At 37.5% G+C, this 19,609-nt stretch carries 15 protein-coding genes and 1 riboswitch; all 15 genes read left to right on the top strand.

Features of this window, described 5'->3' with window-relative positions; genetic code table 11:
- The 15 genes from recD2 (at window position 1) to NXS11_RS01655 (ending at window position 19,392) form a co-directional block, all read left to right on the top strand.
- Window positions 1-2,397, top strand: a complete 2,397-nt coding sequence (gene recD2 / locus NXS11_RS01725) for an SF1B family DNA helicase RecD2 (protein WP_259198136.1) — start codon at window positions 1-3, stop codon at window positions 2,395-2,397.
- Window positions 2,398-2,646: 249 nt separating this feature from the next.
- Window positions 2,647-5,277, top strand: coding sequence for an alanine--tRNA ligase (gene alaS / locus NXS11_RS01720; protein WP_259198135.1), 2,631 nt, complete (start codon window positions 2,647-2,649; stop codon window positions 5,275-5,277).
- Between the two features lie 65 nt (window positions 5,278-5,342).
- A complete protein-coding gene (locus NXS11_RS01715; RefSeq protein WP_259198133.1) occupies window positions 5,343-5,618 on the top strand; it encodes an IreB family regulatory phosphoprotein in 276 nt (91 codons plus the stop codon).
- Window positions 5,611-6,039, top strand: a complete 429-nt coding sequence (gene ruvX / locus NXS11_RS01710; protein WP_259198132.1) for a Holliday junction resolvase RuvX — start codon at window positions 5,611-5,613, stop codon at window positions 6,037-6,039. Before NXS11_RS01715 ends, ruvX begins: the two co-directional genes overlap by 8 nt.
- Window positions 6,040-6,052: 13 nt before the next feature.
- Window positions 6,053-6,373 (top strand): DUF1292 domain-containing protein, encoded by a 321-nt coding sequence (locus NXS11_RS01705; protein WP_259198129.1) that lies wholly within the window; start codon window positions 6,053-6,055, stop codon window positions 6,371-6,373.
- A 518-nt stretch (window positions 6,374-6,891) separates the two neighbouring features.
- The gene (locus tag NXS11_RS01700) at window positions 6,892-7,158 is read left to right on the top strand and encodes a hypothetical protein (protein ID WP_259198127.1); all 267 of its coding nucleotides are present in this window, start codon (window positions 6,892-6,894) and stop codon (window positions 7,156-7,158) included.
- Window positions 7,159-7,598: 440 nt separating this feature from the next.
- Window positions 7,599-8,243: an O-methyltransferase gene (locus NXS11_RS01695; protein WP_259198126.1), complete on the top strand. Its 645-nt coding sequence runs from the start codon at window positions 7,599-7,601 to the stop codon at window positions 8,241-8,243.
- Window positions 8,236-9,165 carry a peptidase U32 family protein gene (locus tag NXS11_RS01690; RefSeq protein WP_259198125.1) on the top strand — a complete coding sequence of 310 codons (930 nt, stop codon included), beginning with the start codon at window positions 8,236-8,238 and terminating at the stop codon, window positions 9,163-9,165. The genes NXS11_RS01695 and NXS11_RS01690 overlap by 8 nt, the downstream gene beginning before the upstream one ends.
- An 18-nt stretch (window positions 9,166-9,183) precedes the next feature.
- The gene (locus NXS11_RS01685; protein WP_259198123.1) at window positions 9,184-10,449 is read left to right on the top strand and encodes a peptidase U32 family protein; all 1,266 of its coding nucleotides are present in this window, start codon (window positions 9,184-9,186) and stop codon (window positions 10,447-10,449) included.
- 4 nt (window positions 10,450-10,453) lie between these two features.
- Window positions 10,454-11,080 (top strand): uridine kinase, encoded by a 627-nt coding sequence (gene udk / locus NXS11_RS01680; RefSeq protein ID WP_259198121.1) that lies wholly within the window; start codon window positions 10,454-10,456, stop codon window positions 11,078-11,080.
- A 22-nt stretch (window positions 11,081-11,102) separates the two neighbouring features.
- A complete protein-coding gene (gene greA / locus NXS11_RS01675; RefSeq protein ID WP_259198120.1) occupies window positions 11,103-11,579 on the top strand; it encodes a transcription elongation factor GreA in 477 nt (158 codons plus the stop codon).
- A gap of 93 nt (window positions 11,580-11,672) precedes the next feature.
- A riboswitch (TPP riboswitch) is annotated at window positions 11,673-11,773 on the top strand.
- 173 nt (window positions 11,774-11,946) lie between these two features.
- The gene (gene thiC / locus NXS11_RS01670) at window positions 11,947-13,683 is read left to right on the top strand and encodes a phosphomethylpyrimidine synthase ThiC (protein ID WP_259198118.1); all 1,737 of its coding nucleotides are present in this window, start codon (window positions 11,947-11,949) and stop codon (window positions 13,681-13,683) included.
- A 302-nt stretch (window positions 13,684-13,985) separates the two neighbouring features.
- Window positions 13,986-14,903: an FAD:protein FMN transferase gene (locus NXS11_RS01665; RefSeq protein WP_259198117.1), complete on the top strand. Its 918-nt coding sequence runs from the start codon at window positions 13,986-13,988 to the stop codon at window positions 14,901-14,903.
- Window positions 14,904-14,974: 71 nt separating this feature from the next.
- A complete protein-coding gene (locus tag NXS11_RS01660; protein WP_259198116.1) occupies window positions 14,975-18,007 on the top strand; it encodes an NADH-dependent flavin oxidoreductase in 3,033 nt (1,010 codons plus the stop codon).
- Between the two features lie 8 nt (window positions 18,008-18,015).
- Window positions 18,016-19,392 (top strand): MFS transporter, encoded by a 1,377-nt coding sequence (locus NXS11_RS01655; protein WP_259198281.1) that lies wholly within the window; start codon window positions 18,016-18,018, stop codon window positions 19,390-19,392.
- Window positions 19,393-19,609 lie beyond the last annotated feature (217 nt).

Raw genomic sequence — 19,609 nt, 5'->3', positions numbered from 1 at the left:
ATGGAAAACCCAACGCTATTAGATAGCACCTATATTAAAGGTGACGTTGCACGTATCCTTTTCCAAAATGACGATAACTTCTATACCGTATTAAAAGTAGACGTAAATGATACGAATGGAGATTTTGAAGATGAGGCAACAATCGTTGGGTATTTTCCAGATATTGTTGAAGATGAAACGTACACATTTAAGGGCTATGTTGTTGAACACGCACGTTATGGCAAACAATTGAAGGCTGAGACATTTCAAAAAGAGATTCCTCAAACAAAAGATGCCGTGATAGCATATTTGTCTAGTGACCTATTTAAAGGGGTAGGCATCAAAACGGCTGAGGCAATTGTAAATACCTTGGGGGAAGATGCAATACATCAAATCTTAAATGATGAAACGTGTCTGTCTCAAGTGCCTAAGCTGTCAAAAGACAAACAAGAACAAATTGCACAGCAGGTCTATCAGAATCAAGAGAGTGAACAAATTATGATTCGCTTGAACGAGCTGGGATTTGGTTCAAAACTTGCCATGGATATTTATAAGTTTTATCAATCAGACACCTTGAACGTGTTGGACAACAATCCTTACCAGCTGGTGCATGATATCAAAGGTGTAGGTTTTCAAAAAGCGGATCAGTTAGCCCAACAACTTGGTATTCACCCACTGCATCAAGATCGCTTAAAAGCGGGAATTCTTTATGTAGTAGAAGAAACATGTATCAAAAATGGTCATACTTATTTACCGGTAGAAGCGTTAATCAATGCCGCGATTGACTTGTTGTCTAAAAATATGACTGAAACTATCGATGAAGCAGCAATGCAAGCGTGTATTATGCAATTGGTAGAAGAACAAAAACTCATTGTAATGGACGATATTGTTGCACTTCCAAGCTTGTATTATTCTGAATTAAAAAGTACACAGAATCTTTTTAAAGTCTCAAGCGATAAAAAGTCGTTAACTAAATTTGACTTATCGGACATCCAACTGCATATTGGTGAAATTGAAGAAATGAATGATGTGAGCTATGCAACTTCACAAAAAGAAGCATTAGAGTGTGCATTGCAAAATAAAGTTATGCTATTGACAGGAGGACCAGGCACTGGTAAAACGACTGTTATCAAAGGGATTGTCCAACTGTATGCCGAAATGCATGGCTTGTCATTGGATTATGATGATTATGGCGAAGATGATGCGTTTCCGGTGGCACTGGCTGCTCCGACAGGTCGTGCGTCTAAGCGGCTGAGTGAGTCGACAGGATTAGAAGCCTTGACCGTTCATCGACTAATTGGGTGGAACCAAGAAACGAAACCCGATCAACTGTTGGAACATGAGATAGAAGCACGCTTAATTATCGTGGATGAAATGTCAATGGTTGATACATGGCTGTTTCATCAATTTATGAACGCCGTGCCTGTTGATGCACAAGTAGTGCTTGTGGGTGATGAAGATCAGTTGCCATCTGTTGGGCCTGGTCAAGTATTTAAAGATTTGATTGATGCAGATGTGTTGCCACGTGTTAATCTAACAGAAGTGTATCGTCAACAAGATGGTTCAAGTATTATTGATTTAGCACATCGTATGAAATTAGGAGAAGAAGTAGATATTACGAAGCGTTATCATGACCGATCATTCATTCCATGCCAAACACATCAAATTCCCGAAATTGTCGATAAAGTTGTAACAAATGCCGTTCAAAAAGGATATACGATGGCAGACATTCAAGTATTGGCACCGATGTATCGCGGGAGTGCAGGGATACAAAAGCTTAATCAAGTGCTACAAGGGATATTGAATCCTAAAGAAGATGATGATCACCGAGAAATGCTCTTTGGAGATGTCATTTTTAGAAACGGTGATAAAGTCTTGCAATTGGTGAACAGACCGGATGATAACGTCTTTAATGGAGATATTGGCGAGATTGTGGGAATCTTTTGGGCGAAAGAGAACGCTTTAAATAAAGATATCGTGATTGTGGACTTTGAAGGCAATGAGATAACTTATATGCGTTCAGATTTGATGGAGCTGACTCATGCTTACTGCACGTCCATTCACAAATCACAAGGTTCAGAATTTCCAATAGTCATCATGCCAATAGTGAAACAATATTATCGTATGTTACAAAAACCTATATTATATACGGGGCTTACACGTGCCAAACAATCCTTAGTCTTTTTAGGCGACGCAGAAGCGTTTAATATAGGCTTACATACACTTGGACAAACACGCTTGACCCAGTTGCTAACTTTTTTGATAACTTACTTCAAGGGAATCGATCCAACAGACCACTCTGACATAACAGTTGATAATAATTTTGTGTTAACAGAAGCAACGATGTACCAAGTTAACCCGATGATTAATATGGGTGAAACAACGCCGTATGACTTTCTAGAAATTGACAAAAGCTAAGTTCTTTTTATATAATCACATTGTTAAAGAAAAGCGGATAACCGAGTAAATGATTGATGGCTTTTACAGAGACGTATCGGTGCTGAGAGATACGAGTCATCGCATTGAATGCTACTATGCGCATAGTTGAATAGTAAAGATAGAGTGATAGTCAAGATGGCTATAACTAGGGTGGTACCGCGAGACATTCGTCCCTTTGATGAGACGAGTGTCTTTTTGTTTGACGAAGATAATAAGGGAGTTGACATAATGAAAAATTTGAAAGCTAGTGAAATACGACAAATGTATTTGGATTATTTTGTTGAAAAAGGACATATGGTCGAACCTTCTGCACCGTTAGTCCCGATTGACGACGATACATTACTATGGATTAACTCAGGTGTCGCAACACTCAAAAAATATTTTGATGGGCGTGAAATTCCGAAAAAACCACGTATTGTCAATGCACAAAAATCAATTCGTACAAATGACATTGAGAATGTAGGTTTTACAGCGCGTCACCATACGTTTTTTGAAATGCTTGGGAACTTCTCAATTGGTGATTACTTCAAACGTGAAGCGATTGAGTTTGCATGGGAATTTTTGACGAGTGATAAATGGATGGCTATGGAACCTGAAAAACTCTATGTGACAATTCATCCAGAAGATATGGAAGCATACGATTTCTGGCATGATCATATCGGATTATCTGAAGATCGCATTATTCGTATTGAAGGTAACTTCTGGGATATTGGTGAAGGACCATCTGGACCCAATACTGAGATTTTTTACGATCGTGGTGAGGCATATGGCGTGGATGATCCAGCTGAAGAAATGTATCCAGGTGGCGAAAATGAACGCTACCTTGAAGTGTGGAACTTAGTATTTAGTGAATTTAATCATAACAAAGATCACAGCTATACACCGCTACCAAGTAAAAATATTGATACCGGCATGGGGCTGGAGCGTATGGCCTCAATTTCACAAAACGTACGCACGAACTATGAAACGGATTTATTTATGCCAATTATGCATGAAATCGAAAAAATTTCAGGCAAAACATATTTAAAAAATGCGCAAGATGATGTCGCATTTAAAGTGATTGCAGACCATATCCGTACAATAGCTTTTGCGATTTCAGATGGAGCTTTACCAGCCAATGAAGGTCGCGGTTATGTATTGCGTCGTTTGTTACGTCGTGCGGTACGTTTTAGCCAAACGTTGAATATTAACGAACCGTTTATGTATCGTTTAGTGGAAATTGTTGCGGATATTATGGAACCATATTATCCAAATGTAAAAGAAAATCAAGACTTTATTGCGCGTGTGATTAAATCAGAAGAAGCACGTTTCCATGAGACATTAGAAGAAGGCTTGACGATTCTAAATGACTTAATTGAACGTTCAAAAGGACAAGATGGCATAATTGCAGGTGAAGATGCATTCAAACTGTATGATACGTATGGTTTTCCTATTGAATTAACGCAAGAAATTACCGAAAATGAAGGACTTTCGATTGACATGGCTGGCTTTGAAGCCCATATGGAAGCTCAGCGTAAGCGCGCACGTGAAGCACGTCAAAATAATCAGTCTATGCAAGTACAAAGTGAAGTATTGAAACAAATTGACACCCAAAGTGAATTTGTCGGTTATGAACAGTTTGAAACAGAAGCAAGAATTACAGACATTATCTTTGAAGGCAAACGTGTTACAAACGCCGATGCAGATCAAACGATCCATTTTATTTTAGACAAGACACCATTTTATGCCGTAAGTGGTGGGCAAGTTGCGGATAGAGGCATTGTAGCAAGCGATAACTTTGAAATTGAAGTGCGTGAGGTCATTAAAGCACCTAATGGTCAAAACTTGCATACAGGCTATGTGAAGTTTGGCACAGTGTCAGAAGGTGCACAAGTCACTGCATCAGTGGATAGTAAGTCACGTAAAGCAATTATGAAAAATCATAGCGCGACACACTTGTTGCATGCAGCGCTGAAAGAAGTGTTAGGTAGTCATGTTAACCAAGCTGGTTCATTAGTGGATAGTGAACGTTTGCGTTTTGACTTCTCACATATTGCAGCAATGACGCAAGAAGAGTTGCAAGTAGTTGAGCAACTTGTAAATGAAAAAATATGGGAAAGTATCAATGTATCGATTAATGAAATGCCAATCGATGAAGCAAAAGCACAAGGCGCAATGGCATTATTTGGTGAAAAATATGGTGATGTTGTACGCGTCGTGGATATGCAACCATTTTCAATAGAGCTATGTGGTGGAACACATGTCAACAACACATCTGAAATTGGTTTGTTTAAGATTACAAGTGAATCGGGGACAGGTGCAGGTGTGCGTCGTATTGAAGCGGTCACTGGACAAGCAGCATTTGTATATTTAGAACGTTATTTAGAGCGTTTTAACGCCATTAAAACACAGGTAAAAGCCAAAGCGGATGACCAAGTCCTTGAAAAAGTTAAAAATATACAAGCACAAGAAAAAGAATTACAGCAAACAATTGAAGTGAAAAATAAAGAAATTAATGCACTGAAAATGGGTAATATTGAAGATAAAGTTACACGCATTAATGATTTACCAGTATTAATCACTGAAGTTGAAGTAGATAATGCTAAAGCAATGCGTACGACAATGGATGATTTCAAATCTAAGTTGCAAGATACTATTATTGTTTTAGCAAGTGACGTTGGTGGGAAAGTATCACTTGTTGCAGCTGTGCCGAAACAATACAATGAACGTGTTAAAGCTGGGGATATTATTAAAGAGATGGCGCCAATTGTAGGTGGTAAAGGGGGCGGTCGTCCTGACATGGCACAGGGTGGTGGAACAGACCCAAGCCAGATAACAGCAGCATTACAATTTGTTGAAGGTTACATTAAATCATTATAAAAATAGATGCTTTTCATGTAAAATAGAAGAAGTAATCAATTTATGGTTTAAGGAGTGTTATGACAATGGCAAATTTTGATAAAACAATGAAATTTAACTATGACGAAATCCCTAAAGCAAATGTTGAAACAGTTCTTAATAATGTCTACCATACTTTGGAAGAGAGGGGTTACAATGCGGTTAATCAAATCGTAGGATATCTTCTATCTGGTGACCCAGCGTATATTCCGCGTCACAATGAAGCAAGAAACCAAATCAGACACATTGATCGTGACGATATTATGGAAGAGCTCGTGTCATTTTATTTAAAACACAACGACGATACAGAACACAATGCTTAAACATAAAATTATTGGTTTAGATGTCGGAAGTAGGACTGTTGGTGTTGCGATTAGTGACATGATGGGTTGGACAGCACAAGGGTTAGACACACTCCATATCAATGAACAACAAAATGAGCTCGGCTTAGACACCTTAATTGACATTATTAATAGAGAACGCGTAGGTACCGTCGTTATCGGATTGCCGAAAAATATGAACAATTCGATAGGCTTTCGTGGCGAAGCATCACTACATTATAAAGAAGCGCTTGCTGAACGCATGCCACAATTAGAGATTGTTATGTGGGATGAACGTCTAAGTACAATGGCAGCAGAACGCTCGTTACTTGAAGCAGATGTTTCAAGATCCAAACGAAAGAAAGTTATAGACAAAATGGCTGCAGTATTTATTTTACAAGGCTATTTGGATTCACTAAATTAAGGAGAGAGCAAATATGACAAATGAAAACCATAAAATTAACGAATTAGAAATTAACAGTGATGAGGCATTATTAACACTTTATGATGAAGAAGGTAACGAAGTATTATACCGTAAAATGTTAGAATTCTATCATCCAGGTTTTGACAAGGAGTATGTGATTCTTGCTGAAGAAGGTGCACAAGCGGACGAAGATGATTTGATTGAGTTGGTACCAATGATTAATCAACCAGACGAATCAGGTGATGGTGGTCGCTTCGTGGCAATTGAAACAGAAGAAGAATGGGATATGATTGAAGAAGTAGTCAATACTAACTTCAATGAAACAGAAGAATAATCATAAAGATTAACTGGTGAGATAATGGTGTCTCACCAGTTTTTTAGGCAGTTCAACTTTTGTGGTGGAAAGTACTTCTGGCATATAGTCCATTGTGATTGTGCGCTTTTGCAGTGCGGTATGGGTAATCATTTGGTGATGAAAGTAACTTATGTGTCTCAGCTCAAAATCTAACCGTTTTTCATCATTACATCTTAGCCTTGCAAGCTGACACAACAGAATTTTTTAAAAAAGTTAATGCTATCTCATGCTTAATTGCAGCCCCCTAAGTAGTAAAAAATATATGTGTAATAGTAACGTTTAGACAATGACTGTAATTATTTTTAGTTTTTTATATAAACGTTTAATCCATTTTGAATATTTTAATGGAAATGTTATAGAATTATCGTTTTTTGATTCTTTTCATGGTGTCTTTTGTAAAATGGACGATTCTATTGATAAAAATAGTATACATTTTGTTGCGTATATACGTTTCAATAGTAATTGTATACTATTATTTGAAAAGGAAGTGCTAAGAAATGAATCTTAAAAGTTTTAATGGAAAGTTAGGCGCAGCATTATTTAGCATAGGTTTAACTATCGCTTCATCAGCATTGCTTTTTGGTGCTGCACATAATGCGCATGCAGCCGAATACTCATATCTTCATCCAAGTATTCCATCGAATGCTGTAGCTGTTGCAGATGAACCAGGAGTAGTGAAGGTTATAGAAGGAAATGTCACAACATATTATGATGCAAAAACGGGTGAAGTAGTTGCTCAGTTTTCTTCTAAGCCAAGAGGATAACTTGAAAATTCGGTCAAAAGTATAGTCGAAGTCTGAAAAACGACCACAACATTCATAGTACAATAGCTATGAAATGTTTGTGGTCGTTCATTTATTATGTAGAAAATTCGAGGGATAATTTCTTTTTCATAGAATTATCGTCTATTTAAGTGGCAAGTTATTATTAGGATAAAACAGTCAGTTAATATACGCATTGCGCAATTAATTTTTCAAATGGATTAAAGCAAATAAATGTGTTGTAAAATAAGACATTTTAATAGCATTAACTTATCTTTGGAAGAAATTTATGATAGAATAATGTGAAGCTATTTTGTAGTCATGACGTGTTAAAATGTGAAATTTTGAGAACATGGGACAATGTAATCTTTAAGTTAAGATTTCTGTCCCACTCTTTATTTTCGATGGTTTTTAGTGAATTTTGATTAAAGGAAGTTTGAGTGATGGAAAATTTAAATCAATCTTATTTTTTAAGTTTGCAATCATATGATAGTGAATTAGACCGACTGCGTGTTTTTGCAGAGAAGAATGAGGTGCCTATTGTTGATCAGCTGTCGTTGGATTTAATCAAGCAAATCATTCGTATTCATCAGCCAACAGAAATTTTAGAACTGGGTACAGCTATTGGCTACAGCAGTATGCAATTTGCTTCGGTCTCTTCAGACATCAATGTTACGACAATTGAGCGTAACCACGATATGATTGCACATGCCAAGCAGCATTTCAAACAGTTTGGTTATAACACGCAGATTAGATTGATTGAAGAGGATGCCGCACAAGCATTTTCAAAGGTAAATGATCGCACATATGATATGATTTTTATCGATGCAGCGAAAGCACAATCACGTAAGTTTTTTGAACTTTATAGCCCGCTATTGCGAGAGGGCGGCGTGATTATTACGGATAATGTCCTCTACCATGGTTTTGTTGCGAACATTGATATTGTGCGCAGTCGAAATGTAAAACAAATGGTAAAAAAAGTGCAGAAATTTAATCAATGGCTAAGTGAACAATCTGAATATAAAACAAATTTTATAAATATGGATGATGGTTTAGCTATTTCGATAAAGGAGTACAAACATGACTGAATTATTAGTGACACCAAAGTCGCTCAGCCATATTGAAGCTTTGATAGAAAAAGGCGCAGATGCCTTTGTTATTGGAGAAGAAAAGTTTGGCCTACGACTCGCGGGTGAGTTTAATAGAGAACAGATGAAGCAAGCAGTTGAGATGATACATGCTGCAGGAAAAAAAGCATATGCAGCAGTAAACGGTATCTTTCATAATTATCATATTCCAGCAGTTGAAGATTATATTAATTTTCTACATGAAATTGATGTAGATCGTATTATTTTTGGTGATCCAGCAGTTGTAATGCTTGTAAAACAACAAGAAAACCCAATTCCACTTCATTGGAATGCTGAGACGCTTGTGACGAACTATTTCCAATGTAACTATTGGGGGCAACGTGGTGCCAATCGAGCGGTACTCGCGCGTGAGTTGAGTTTAGATGAAATTATAAATATTAAAGCACATGCAGATGTAGAGATTGAAGTACAAGTACATGGTATGACATGTATGTTTCAATCAAAACGTATGTTGTTAGGCAATTACTATACATTCCAAGAACGTCAAATGAAGATTCAACGCCAGAATATAGATGATTCAACGCAACTGTTATTATATGACGAAGAACGTGAAAACAAATATCCTGTATTTGAAGACTACAATGGTACACACATTATGTCGCCAAACGATATTTGTTTAATTGAGGAATTAGCGCCATTATTTGAAGCAGGTATTGATAGTTTTAAGATTGATGGCTTATTGCATACTGAAGAATATATAAATACAGTTACTGAACAATATCGTGAAGCGATTGATTTGTATCATGAAGATCCCGAAATCTACGAAGATGAAAAGTTTATGTTAGTAGACCCAATTGAAGCGATTCAACCTGAACATCGCCCATTTGATGAAGGATTTTACTACAAACAAACGGTATATTAATGGAAGGAGAGAATGCATATGACGGTATTAGAAGCAGTGAAATCCGATGTAAAGCCAAAAGTGAAAAAGCCAGAACTACTTGCGCCTGCAGGTAATCTTGAAAAGTTAAAAATCGCTATTCATTATGGGGCAGATGCTGTATTTATTGGCGGACAAGAGTATGGTCTACGTTCAAATGCGGATAACTTTACCATTGATGAAATTCGTGAAGGTGTAGCGTTCGCCAATCGCTATAACGCTAAAGTTTATATTACAACTAATATTATCGCACATGATGAGAATATGGATGGCTTAGAGTCATATTTGATGCAACTAGAAGGAACAGGTGCAACAGGTATCATCGTAGCGGATCCATTAATTATTGAAACGTGTAAGCGTGTCGCACCAAAGCTTGAGATTCATTTATCTACACAACAATCTCTAAGTAACTATAAGGCGGTCGAATATTGGAAAGAAGAAGGTTTGGATCGCGTTGTATTGGCACGCGAAACTGGTGCAATGGAAATGAAAGAAATGAAAGAGAAAGTGGATATTGAGATAGAAGCGTTTATACACGGAGCGATGTGCATTGCTTATTCTGGACGTTGTACGCTCAGTAACCATATGACTGCTCGTGATTCAAACCGTGGTGGATGTTGCCAAAGTTGCCGTTGGGATTATGATTTGTTAACAGTGGACAAAGACGGTGAATTAGATGTTTACTATGAAAATGGGCAGGCCGTACCATTCGCAATGAGTCCTCGAGACTTAAAGTTAATAGAATCTATTCCAAATATGATGGATTTAGGTATTGATTCTTTAAAAATTGAAGGTCGTATGAAATCAATTCACTATATTGCGACAGTTGTCTCTGTCTATCGAAAAGTGATCGATGCTTATGCAGCAGATCCTGAAAATTTTAAAATTAAGCCAGAGTGGTTAATCGAACTTGATAAATGTGCGAATCGTGATACAGCGCCTGCGTTTTTTAAAGGAACACCTGGATACGAAGAGCAAATGTTTGGTAATGAATCAGCGAAAAAATCACCGTATGACTTTATCGGTCTTGTCTTAGCATATGACGAAGAAACACAAATTGCGACAATTCAGCAACGTAACCATTTCAAACCAGGTCAAGAAGTTGAATTTTTTGGTCCTGAAATTGAAACATTTACCCAAGTTGTTGAAGCAATATATGATGAAGAAGGCAATGAACTAGATGCTGCACGCCATCCATTGCAAATTGTTCAAATCAAGGTTGACCGCCCAATCTATGTAAATAATATGATGAGAAAAGAGGTATAACACTATGGCGCCGACAACAATTATTGGTATTGCTGGTGGCTCAGGTTCCGGAAAAACTTCTGTCACTAATAAAATTATGAATAATTTAGAAGGCCATAGTGTGGCTCTCATTGAACAAGATTATTATTATAAAGATCAATCTCATCTCACATTTGAGGAACGACTTAAGACAAATTATGATCATCCGTTTGCATTTGATAATGATTTACTCATTCAAAACTTGCGTGACTTGTGTGCAGGTCGAGAAGTTGAAGTGCCGACATACGATTATACAAATCATACGCGCAGTAAGAAAACCATTGCATTTCAACCTAAAGATGTTATTATCGTAGAAGGTATATTTGCGCTTGAAAATGAAGAACTTCGAAATATGATGGATGTAAAAATATACGTTGATACAGATGCGGATTTACGTATTCTTCGTCGTTTACTCCGTGATACGAGAGAGCGTGGTCGTACGATGGATTCTGTTATCGACCAATATCTGAGTGTCGTACGTCCAATGCACAATCAATTTATCGAACCAACGAAAAAGTTTGCTGACATTATCATTCCTGAAGGTGGCAGCAATAAAGTAGCAATCGATATTATGACGACGAAGATTCAAGCGCTCGTTCAGAAAAAAGATTAAACAGTAAAAGGAAGATGAACATATGGAAAATCAAAAACAATATCCGATGACACAAGAAGGTTTTGAAAAACTTGAAAAAGAATTAGAAGAGTTAAAAACTGTAAAGCGACCTGAAGTTGTAGAAAAAATCAAGGTTGCGCGTAGCTTTGGTGACTTGTCTGAGAACTCTGAGTACGATGCTGCGAAAGATGAACAAGGGTTTATCGAGCAAGATATCCAACGCATTGAAACAATGTTACGTCATGCGTTAATTATTGAGGATACAGGTGATAATCATGTTGTCCAAATTGGTAAAACAGTAACATTTGTTGAACTTCCAGGTGACGATGAAGAAAGTTATCAAATCGTTGGTTCAGCTGAATCTGATGCATTCAATGGTAAAATTTCCAATGAGTCACCAATGGCTCAAGCTTTAATCGGTAAACACTTAAACGATGAAGTTCGTGTCCCACTTCCAAACGGTGGCGAAATGAACGTTAAAATTACTAACATTCAATAATATATAGATTATAGACCAGGACGTTCATACAAGCGTCTTGGTTTTTTGAACTGTTTGTTAATTAATGTTATGATGAATTTGTACCAATTTTATAAAACTTGCTAGGGGTGCTTGATGAGCTGAAAGAGGTATGACCTCAACCCTTTGAACCTGATCTAGATAATACTAGCGTAGGGAAGCAAACGACGAACATATTAATCAGAATGACGTGTTGTAGCTAAATCTATATACTACATACGTTTATTTCAACATAAAATTATCGTTGTTTTCATGCGCATTCAGTCTATTTCTGAATGCGTTTTTTAGGCGATTCTACATCATTCAGTTTCATGAAGAACCTCTTAGTAATGAATAGGAGGAGTAATTGATGGAACAAGCAAACATTGAATTGAAACAAATTTTTCCAGCAAGTGAACGCATCTATAAACAAGGGGTAGATGCAGATATTCAGGTTCCTTTTCGCCAAATCACGCTTAGTGATACGGTCACAGAACAAGGAACGTTCAAGAATCCACCATTGACGGTCTATGACACAGCAGGACCTTATCATGAAGAAAACTATGACGTAGATGTTATGCGCGGTATTCCGACATTGCGTGCACCATGGATAGACGCACGCAATGATATTGAATATTATGAAGGCCGTCGTGTACAGTCGATTGATAATGGCTATAAAAGCACGAACCATCAACAACTGGTAACCTCTCCATTTGACTATCAACCAAGGCGTGCTAAAAATAATGGCAATGTAACACAGATGCATTATGCGCGACAAGGTATCATCACAAAAGAAATGAAATTTGTAGCGACTCGAGAAAACGTCTCACCAGAATTTGTGCGTGATGAAATTGCTAAAGGACGTGCAATTATCCCGAGTAACATTAATCATCCTGAATCTGAACCGATGATTATTGGCAAAAATTTCCAAGTTAAAATCAATGCTAATATTGGGAACTCTGCAGTATCATCATCCATAGAAGCAGAAATTGAAAAGCTTGTTTGGGCCATTCATTGGGGTGCAGATACAATGATGGACTTATCGACTGGAAAGAACATTCATGCGACGCGCGAATTTCTCATTCGTAATTCGCCAGTTCCAGTCGGCACCGTCCCTATTTATCAAGCGTTGGAAAAAGTAGATGGTATTGCTGAAAATCTAACTTGGGAAGTATATCGAGATACACTTATTGAACAAGCAGAACAAGGGGTAGATTACTTTACTATTCATGCAGGTGTTCGATTGCACTATATTCCTATGACAGTGGAGCGATTGACTGGCATTGTATCTAGAGGTGGCTCTATCATGGCACAATGGTGTTTAGCACATCATGAAGAAAGTTTCTTGTATACGCATTTTGATGATATTTGTGAAATATTGAAACGCTATGATATTGCTGTGTCACTAGGTGATGGCTTGCGTCCAGGTTCAATCTATGATGCTAATGATGAAAGCCAATTTGCAGAATTAAAAACATTAGGGGAATTGACGAAGATTGCATGGTCTCATGATGTGCAAGTTATGATTGAGGGACCTGGACATATACCAATGCACAAAATAAAAGAAAATCAAGAGTTAGCCGATTTATATTGCCAAGAAGCACCTTTTTATACATTAGGACCATTAACGACAGATATAGCTCCAGCATATGATCATATTACATCTGCTATTGGTGCTGCACAAATAGCAAGCTATGGTACAGCAATGCTGTGTTATGTAACCCCAAAAGAGCATCTTGGTTTGCCTAATAGAGATGATGTACGAGAAGGTGTCATTACTTACAAGATCGCAGCACATGCTGCGGATTTGGCAAAGGGATTGCCAAATGCGACAGAACGCGATCATGCGATTAGTAAAGCGCGTTTTGAATTTCGTTGGATTGATCAATTTAATCTATCATTAGATCCAGAGCGTGCGCGTGCTTTTCATGATGAAACATTGCCTGCAACAGCTGCGAAAGTTGCACATTTTTGCAGTATGTGTGGCCCCAAGTTCTGTTCAATGCGTATCTCACACGATATCCGAGACAATTTTAAACAGCAAGAACAAGGCATGAAAGAACAAGCAAAGGCTTTTAGAGAACAAGGAAGCAATATTTATCATTAACAATTAGCTCTCTTGGGTATGACAATCATCTCGTATTGCTTGTCAAACTCAGGAGAGATTTATTATTTCAATATACTATTAAAGTTGATTAATTACATAAAATGTATTTTGATTTTATAAATAACTTAATACACAAAGATGGCTATAATCAAGATAAACAAAGGGTTTTTTAAGTATTTTTATAACGAAATAATTATATAAATTTTAACGTTTTTGTGAAGTGTATATAATTTTGTGTTTTTGTTCACAAATTTTGTTATCCTATTAATGTATCAATGACATCGGTTACAGGAGGCGACATGATGCAAACGGAATGGATACAAGCAATGGGAACGACAATAAGATTGTCCATCGAGCATGCATCAGCAAAATTACTTTTAGCAGAAGCCAAACACCGTATAGAGGATTGGGAACAACGGTTTAGTGCGAATCGGCAAGACTCAGCATTAATGAAAATTAATCAACAGGCCGGTCAACGTCCCGTGAAAATAGATGAAGAATTGTTTCATCTTATTGAGCTTGGATATCAGGCAACCATTTCTTCTCAGCTTAAACTAAATATCTTAATTGGTCCGCTCGTTAAGCTATGGCGCATTGGATTCCAAGATGTTCGAGAACCATCACCTTCAGAAATAGCAACCACACTAACACGTATTAACCCTTTAGACATGAAACTCAATTCCCAAAATCATACTGTTTACCTTCAACGTCCTGGCATGGAAATTGATCTTGGTGCGATTGCAAAAGGTTATTTTGCTGATGAATTGAAATCTTATTTTGTAGAACAAGGCGTCAAACGCGGCATTATTGACTTTGGCGGTAATGTTGTGACAATTGGCACACCTGGAAATACTAGTCATTATTGGCAAGTTGGTATACAAAATCCTTTTATGGCAAGAGGTATCGCCATTGAAACCATTCAAGTTGCACATCAAGCAGTCGTAACGTCAGGAATATATGAACGTTGTTTTACTTCAGGAGAGAAACTTTATCATCATATATTAGACGCAAAGACGGGTTATCCTGTAGAGAATGATATAGCCAGCGTATCAATTGTCAGCGATTATGCAATAGACGGAGAAATATGGACGACGATTTGTTGCTTTGGTTATGCAGCACAAAATATTGCTTTATTAGATCAAATAGATGGTATCGAGGGACTCATTGTCCGTAAAGATGGGAAAGTCCTAACAACGCAGAAGCTACATCGACGAATTTGATAGGGTAGCATCTAAAATTTTTTGCACTCATATGTGAAATTAATCACAAAAACACAAAGGAGGCTTTCTATATGAGTAAGCAATTGTTAGAATCTATGACATTAAAAAGTGGTGCCGTGTTAAAAAATAGGGTTTTAATGGCGCCTATGACGATTCAGTCAGCCTATTTTGATGGTAGCGTTACGAGTGAAATGATTGATTATTATCGCTTTCGTTCAGGAGATGCGTCAGCGATAATCGTTGAAAGCTGTTTTGTAGAGGATAATGGAAGAGGTTTCCCTGGCGCTATCGGAATTGATACAGATGATAAAATAGCTGGATTACGTCGTCTAGCAGAAGCAATTCAGGAGAAAGGTTCGAAAGCAATTCTACAACTTTACCATGCAGGACGAATGGCAAATCCACGTTATAATAGTGGCGATAAGCCCATCTCAGCTAGTCCTGTCGCAGCGTTAAGACCAGATGCGGCAGTGCCAAGAGAGATGACTGCAATACAAGTCGAGCAGATGATTGAAAGTTTTGGAGAAGCAACACGACGAGCAATTGAAGCAGGTTATGATGGTGTTGAAATTCATGGTGCTAACACATATCTGTTACAACAATTTTTCTCGCCTCATTCAAATAGACGTCAAGATAAATGGGGTGGCAGTCGTGAAAACCGCGTTAAGTTCCCGGTCGAAGTACTCAAAAAGGTACAAGCTGTTGCACAAGAACAAGGTGCGGAATCATTTATTATTGGTTATCGATATTCTCCAGAAGAAATTGAAGAACCAGGTATTCGTTTTGAAGACACAATGTTTTTATTGAATACATTAGCTGAATATGAACCAGATTATATTCATGTATCAATGAATAGCTATAAACGAACTTCTATCGTAAATCAAGATGATACAGAGCCATTAATTGATAAATATTTAAAAATGCAAAGTGATCAGCTTGCGAAAATTCCACATATTGGGGTAGGAAGCATTTCACAGCGTCAAGATGCGGAAGAAGCACTAGAGATGGGGTATGATTTACTCAGTATTGGTAAAGCATATCTTGTAGAACCTAACTGGACAGAAAAAGTCATGAACGACGAAAAAATAGAATCGTTTGTCGATATACATGATCAACAACCGTTACATATCCCATCCCCATTATGGAAAGTCATGGACTTTATGATTTTAGACAAAGAAGAAGAGCATAGAAAATACGAAAAATTAAAGGCTTTACAAAATAAAAAAGTATCTTTCAAACCTGGTATCTATCATGTATTTGCGAAAGGTCATAATGGCGATTTACCAATGGAAGTGGAATTGTCAGAAACCGAGATTTTGCGCATTGATGTGGATGATAGTAGTGAATCAGAAGGAATTGCCAACCCAGTATTTGAAAGGTTACCAAGAGATATTATTGATGGACAAACACTCAACGTTGATGTCATTTCTGGAGCAACGGTAACGAGTGAAGGTATTGTTGAAGGTATCGCTGAAGCAATTAAACAAGCTGGCGAAGATCCTGATGTGTTACGTGCACGACCAAAACCAGTGATTCAATGGTCTAATGAAACGATTGAAGAAACAACTGACGTGGTAGTGATAGGTACTGGTGGTGCAGGTTTAAGTGCAGCATCAACGGTTTTGGAAGCCGGAAAATCTGTTATCATGTTAGAAAAATTCCCAGCAATCGGAGGTAATACGATACGTACAGGTGGTCAAGTCAATGCACCAGAGCCTAACTGGCAAAATACTTTCCCAGCATTAGCAGGTGAAAAAGAAACTTTGGAATCGATATTATCTTATGATATCCAAGACATTGACCTTGAATACCGTGCAGATTTTGAAATTGTCCAACAACAAATCAAAGAATATTTGGCAGATATTGATAAGCGACCAGAATATTTATTTGATTCTACAGAGTTCCACCGTATCCAAACTTATTTAGGTGGAAAACGAACAGATCGTAATGGCAACGAAATCATCGGGGATTATCAACTTGTCAAAACTTTAACAGATAACGTCTTATCTTCTGTAAAATGGCTTACACAAAAAGGTGTGCATTTTGACCGTTCTATTGTGGATATGCCAGTAGGTGCATTATGGCGTCGAGGTCATAAACCAATGAAAGCACAAGGGTTAGAATACATCGAATCTTTAAGTGCTTTTGTTAAACAGCAACAAGGTCGTATTATGAATGAAACAACTGCTGAAAAATTAATCACTAAAAATGGAAAAGTAATAGGTGTTGAAGCACGTAAAGCAAATGGTACGAAGATTAAATTGCATACGCGTCATGGCGTTATTCTAGCAACAGGTGGTTTTGGTGCCAATACACAAATGTTACAACAATACAATACGTACTGGGATTACATTCCAGATGATATTAAAACAACCAACTCACCTGCAATTACAGGTGATGGTATTAAACTCGGATTACAAGCAGGTGCTGATCTCGTAGGTATGGGCTTTACACAAATGATGCCAATCTCTGATCCAAAAACAGGTGCCTTGTTTACAGGTTTGATTGTAACACCATCCAACTTTGTGTTTATTAATAAACAAGGTAAACGTTTTGTTAATGAATTTGAGAGCCGAGATGTTTTATCAAAAGCAGCTTTAGAACAACCTGACAGCATGTTCTATATTATTGCTGATGAAAATATTAAAGCTCTTGCGATGAATACGTCAGAAAGTAAAATTAAACACGAGCTAGAGGATGGCACACTTATTAAAGCTGATACGTTAGAAGCATTAGCTGAAAAATTGGGTATTGATACCAATACTTTTGTCGCTACAATTGAACGCTATAACCAGTTTGTGGAACAAGGTCATGATGATGATTTTAATAAAAATGCATTTGACTTAAAAATTGAAAAAGCACCATTCTATGCAACACCTCGTAAACCGGCGATACACCATACTATGGGTGGTCTACGTATTAACACTGAGACAGCCGTACTTAATATTGATGGAGAACCTATTGAAGGTTTGTATGCAGCTGGTGAAGTTGCAGGCGGTATCCACGCAGGAAATCGCTTAGGTGGTAATGCTTTGGCAGATATCTTTACATTTGGTCGAATTGCAGGTCAACAAGCTGCAGCACATCAAGTTGTGGAAGGGTAGTGGTGACATTGACTCAAACTAAAAAGCGTGGTAATCAACTGATTCTCGCCATTATTCTAGGGATTCTCACTTATTGGTTATTTGCACAGTCGTTATTGAATATTGCGCCACACGTGCAACAAGATTATCAAGTTGATATGAGCATAGTAAATATCGCAGTCAGCTTAACATCTTTAATGAGTGGTATTTTTATCGTTGTTATGGGTGGATTGGCAGACAAGCTGGGACGCGTAAAATTGACTTATATCGGACTCGTGCTAAGTATTGTCGGTTCAGCCGCACTGATTATTTCAAACATGGTTTTTATGTTGTTGCTAGGTCGTGTGCTACAAGGGTTATCAGCCGCGTGTTTGATGCCAGCAACCATTGCGTTGATTAACCAAAACTATCAAGAAGCTGAACGTCAAAAGGCATTGAGTTATTGGTCATTCGGATCATATGGTGGTACAGGATTTGCATCATTATTTGCTGGTGTAGTAGCAACATTTATAGGCTGGCGATGGATTTTCGTCCTATCTATTATTTTTGCCTGTCTTGCAATGGTGCTATTACGTGGCACACCTGAATCACGTGACGAATCAGCAAAAGGTATTAAATTCGACATTGTTGGTATTGTTATTTTCCTAGTGATGATGGTTAGTGTTAACGTCGTCATTACACAAGGTACAAAGTTTGGATGGACACACCCATTTATTTTAATTTTGGATGTTATCTTTATATTAACGATTATCGGCTTTTATATGTATGAAAAACAAAAACAACATCCGTTTATTGACTTGAGTCTATTTAATAATCGCGTTTATATCGGAACAACAATAGCAAACTTACTAGTAAATACGGTTATAGGATCGCTTGCTATGTTTAATATTTACGCACAACAAGGGATGGGCATGTCAGCAGCTAAAGCTGGACTACTCACAATCCCATATATGATTGGTAGTTTAGTGATGATTAGAATTGGTGAAAAATATATGCAAAAACACGGACCACAAGTACCGCTTATGCTTGGACCTATTAGCATCGGTATCGGTATCTTGTTGCTTTCTATTGTGACGTTACCGTTTATCTTATATGCAATTGTAGCTTTGATTGGCTTCTCGCTAATTGGATTGGGACTTGGTTTCTTTGCAACACCTGCGCTCTCAACTGCAGTATCCAATGCACCAGCAGAAAAGGTGGGCATGGCATCAGGGATTATTAAAATGACATCCACATTAGGTGCAGCATTTGGTATCGCTGTTGTCACAACAGTTTATACATCACTTGTAGCGACACATACACCTCACTTAGCCGCTACAATTGCATTCATTTCGGGTGCAGCACTTGTTGGACTAGCATTTTTAGCAGCATGGCTCATCATACCAAAACATCAAATTAAACATTAGTGCACAATATATAAAACTTCCTTCTAATAATCTCCACAAAAATAAGTGGGGTAGAAGGAAGTTTTATTTAGGTTTTATATTTTTATTCTACATCTTTTATGGTGGGATGCGTGAATGAGCCATTCTGCCTTTTGCTTTTTAGTATGCAAAAAGCGTACAATCACAATGGACTGCACGCTAATGAAGACAGCTATTCAACTTGATTGTATCATAAATA

This window comes from Staphylococcus americanisciuri, assembly GCF_024814435.1.
Classification (GTDB): domain Bacteria; phylum Bacillota; class Bacilli; order Staphylococcales; family Staphylococcaceae; genus Staphylococcus; species Staphylococcus americanisciuri.
Note: the sequence above shows the minus strand (reverse complement) of the source record. Positions and strands in the feature narration are given on the sequence as shown.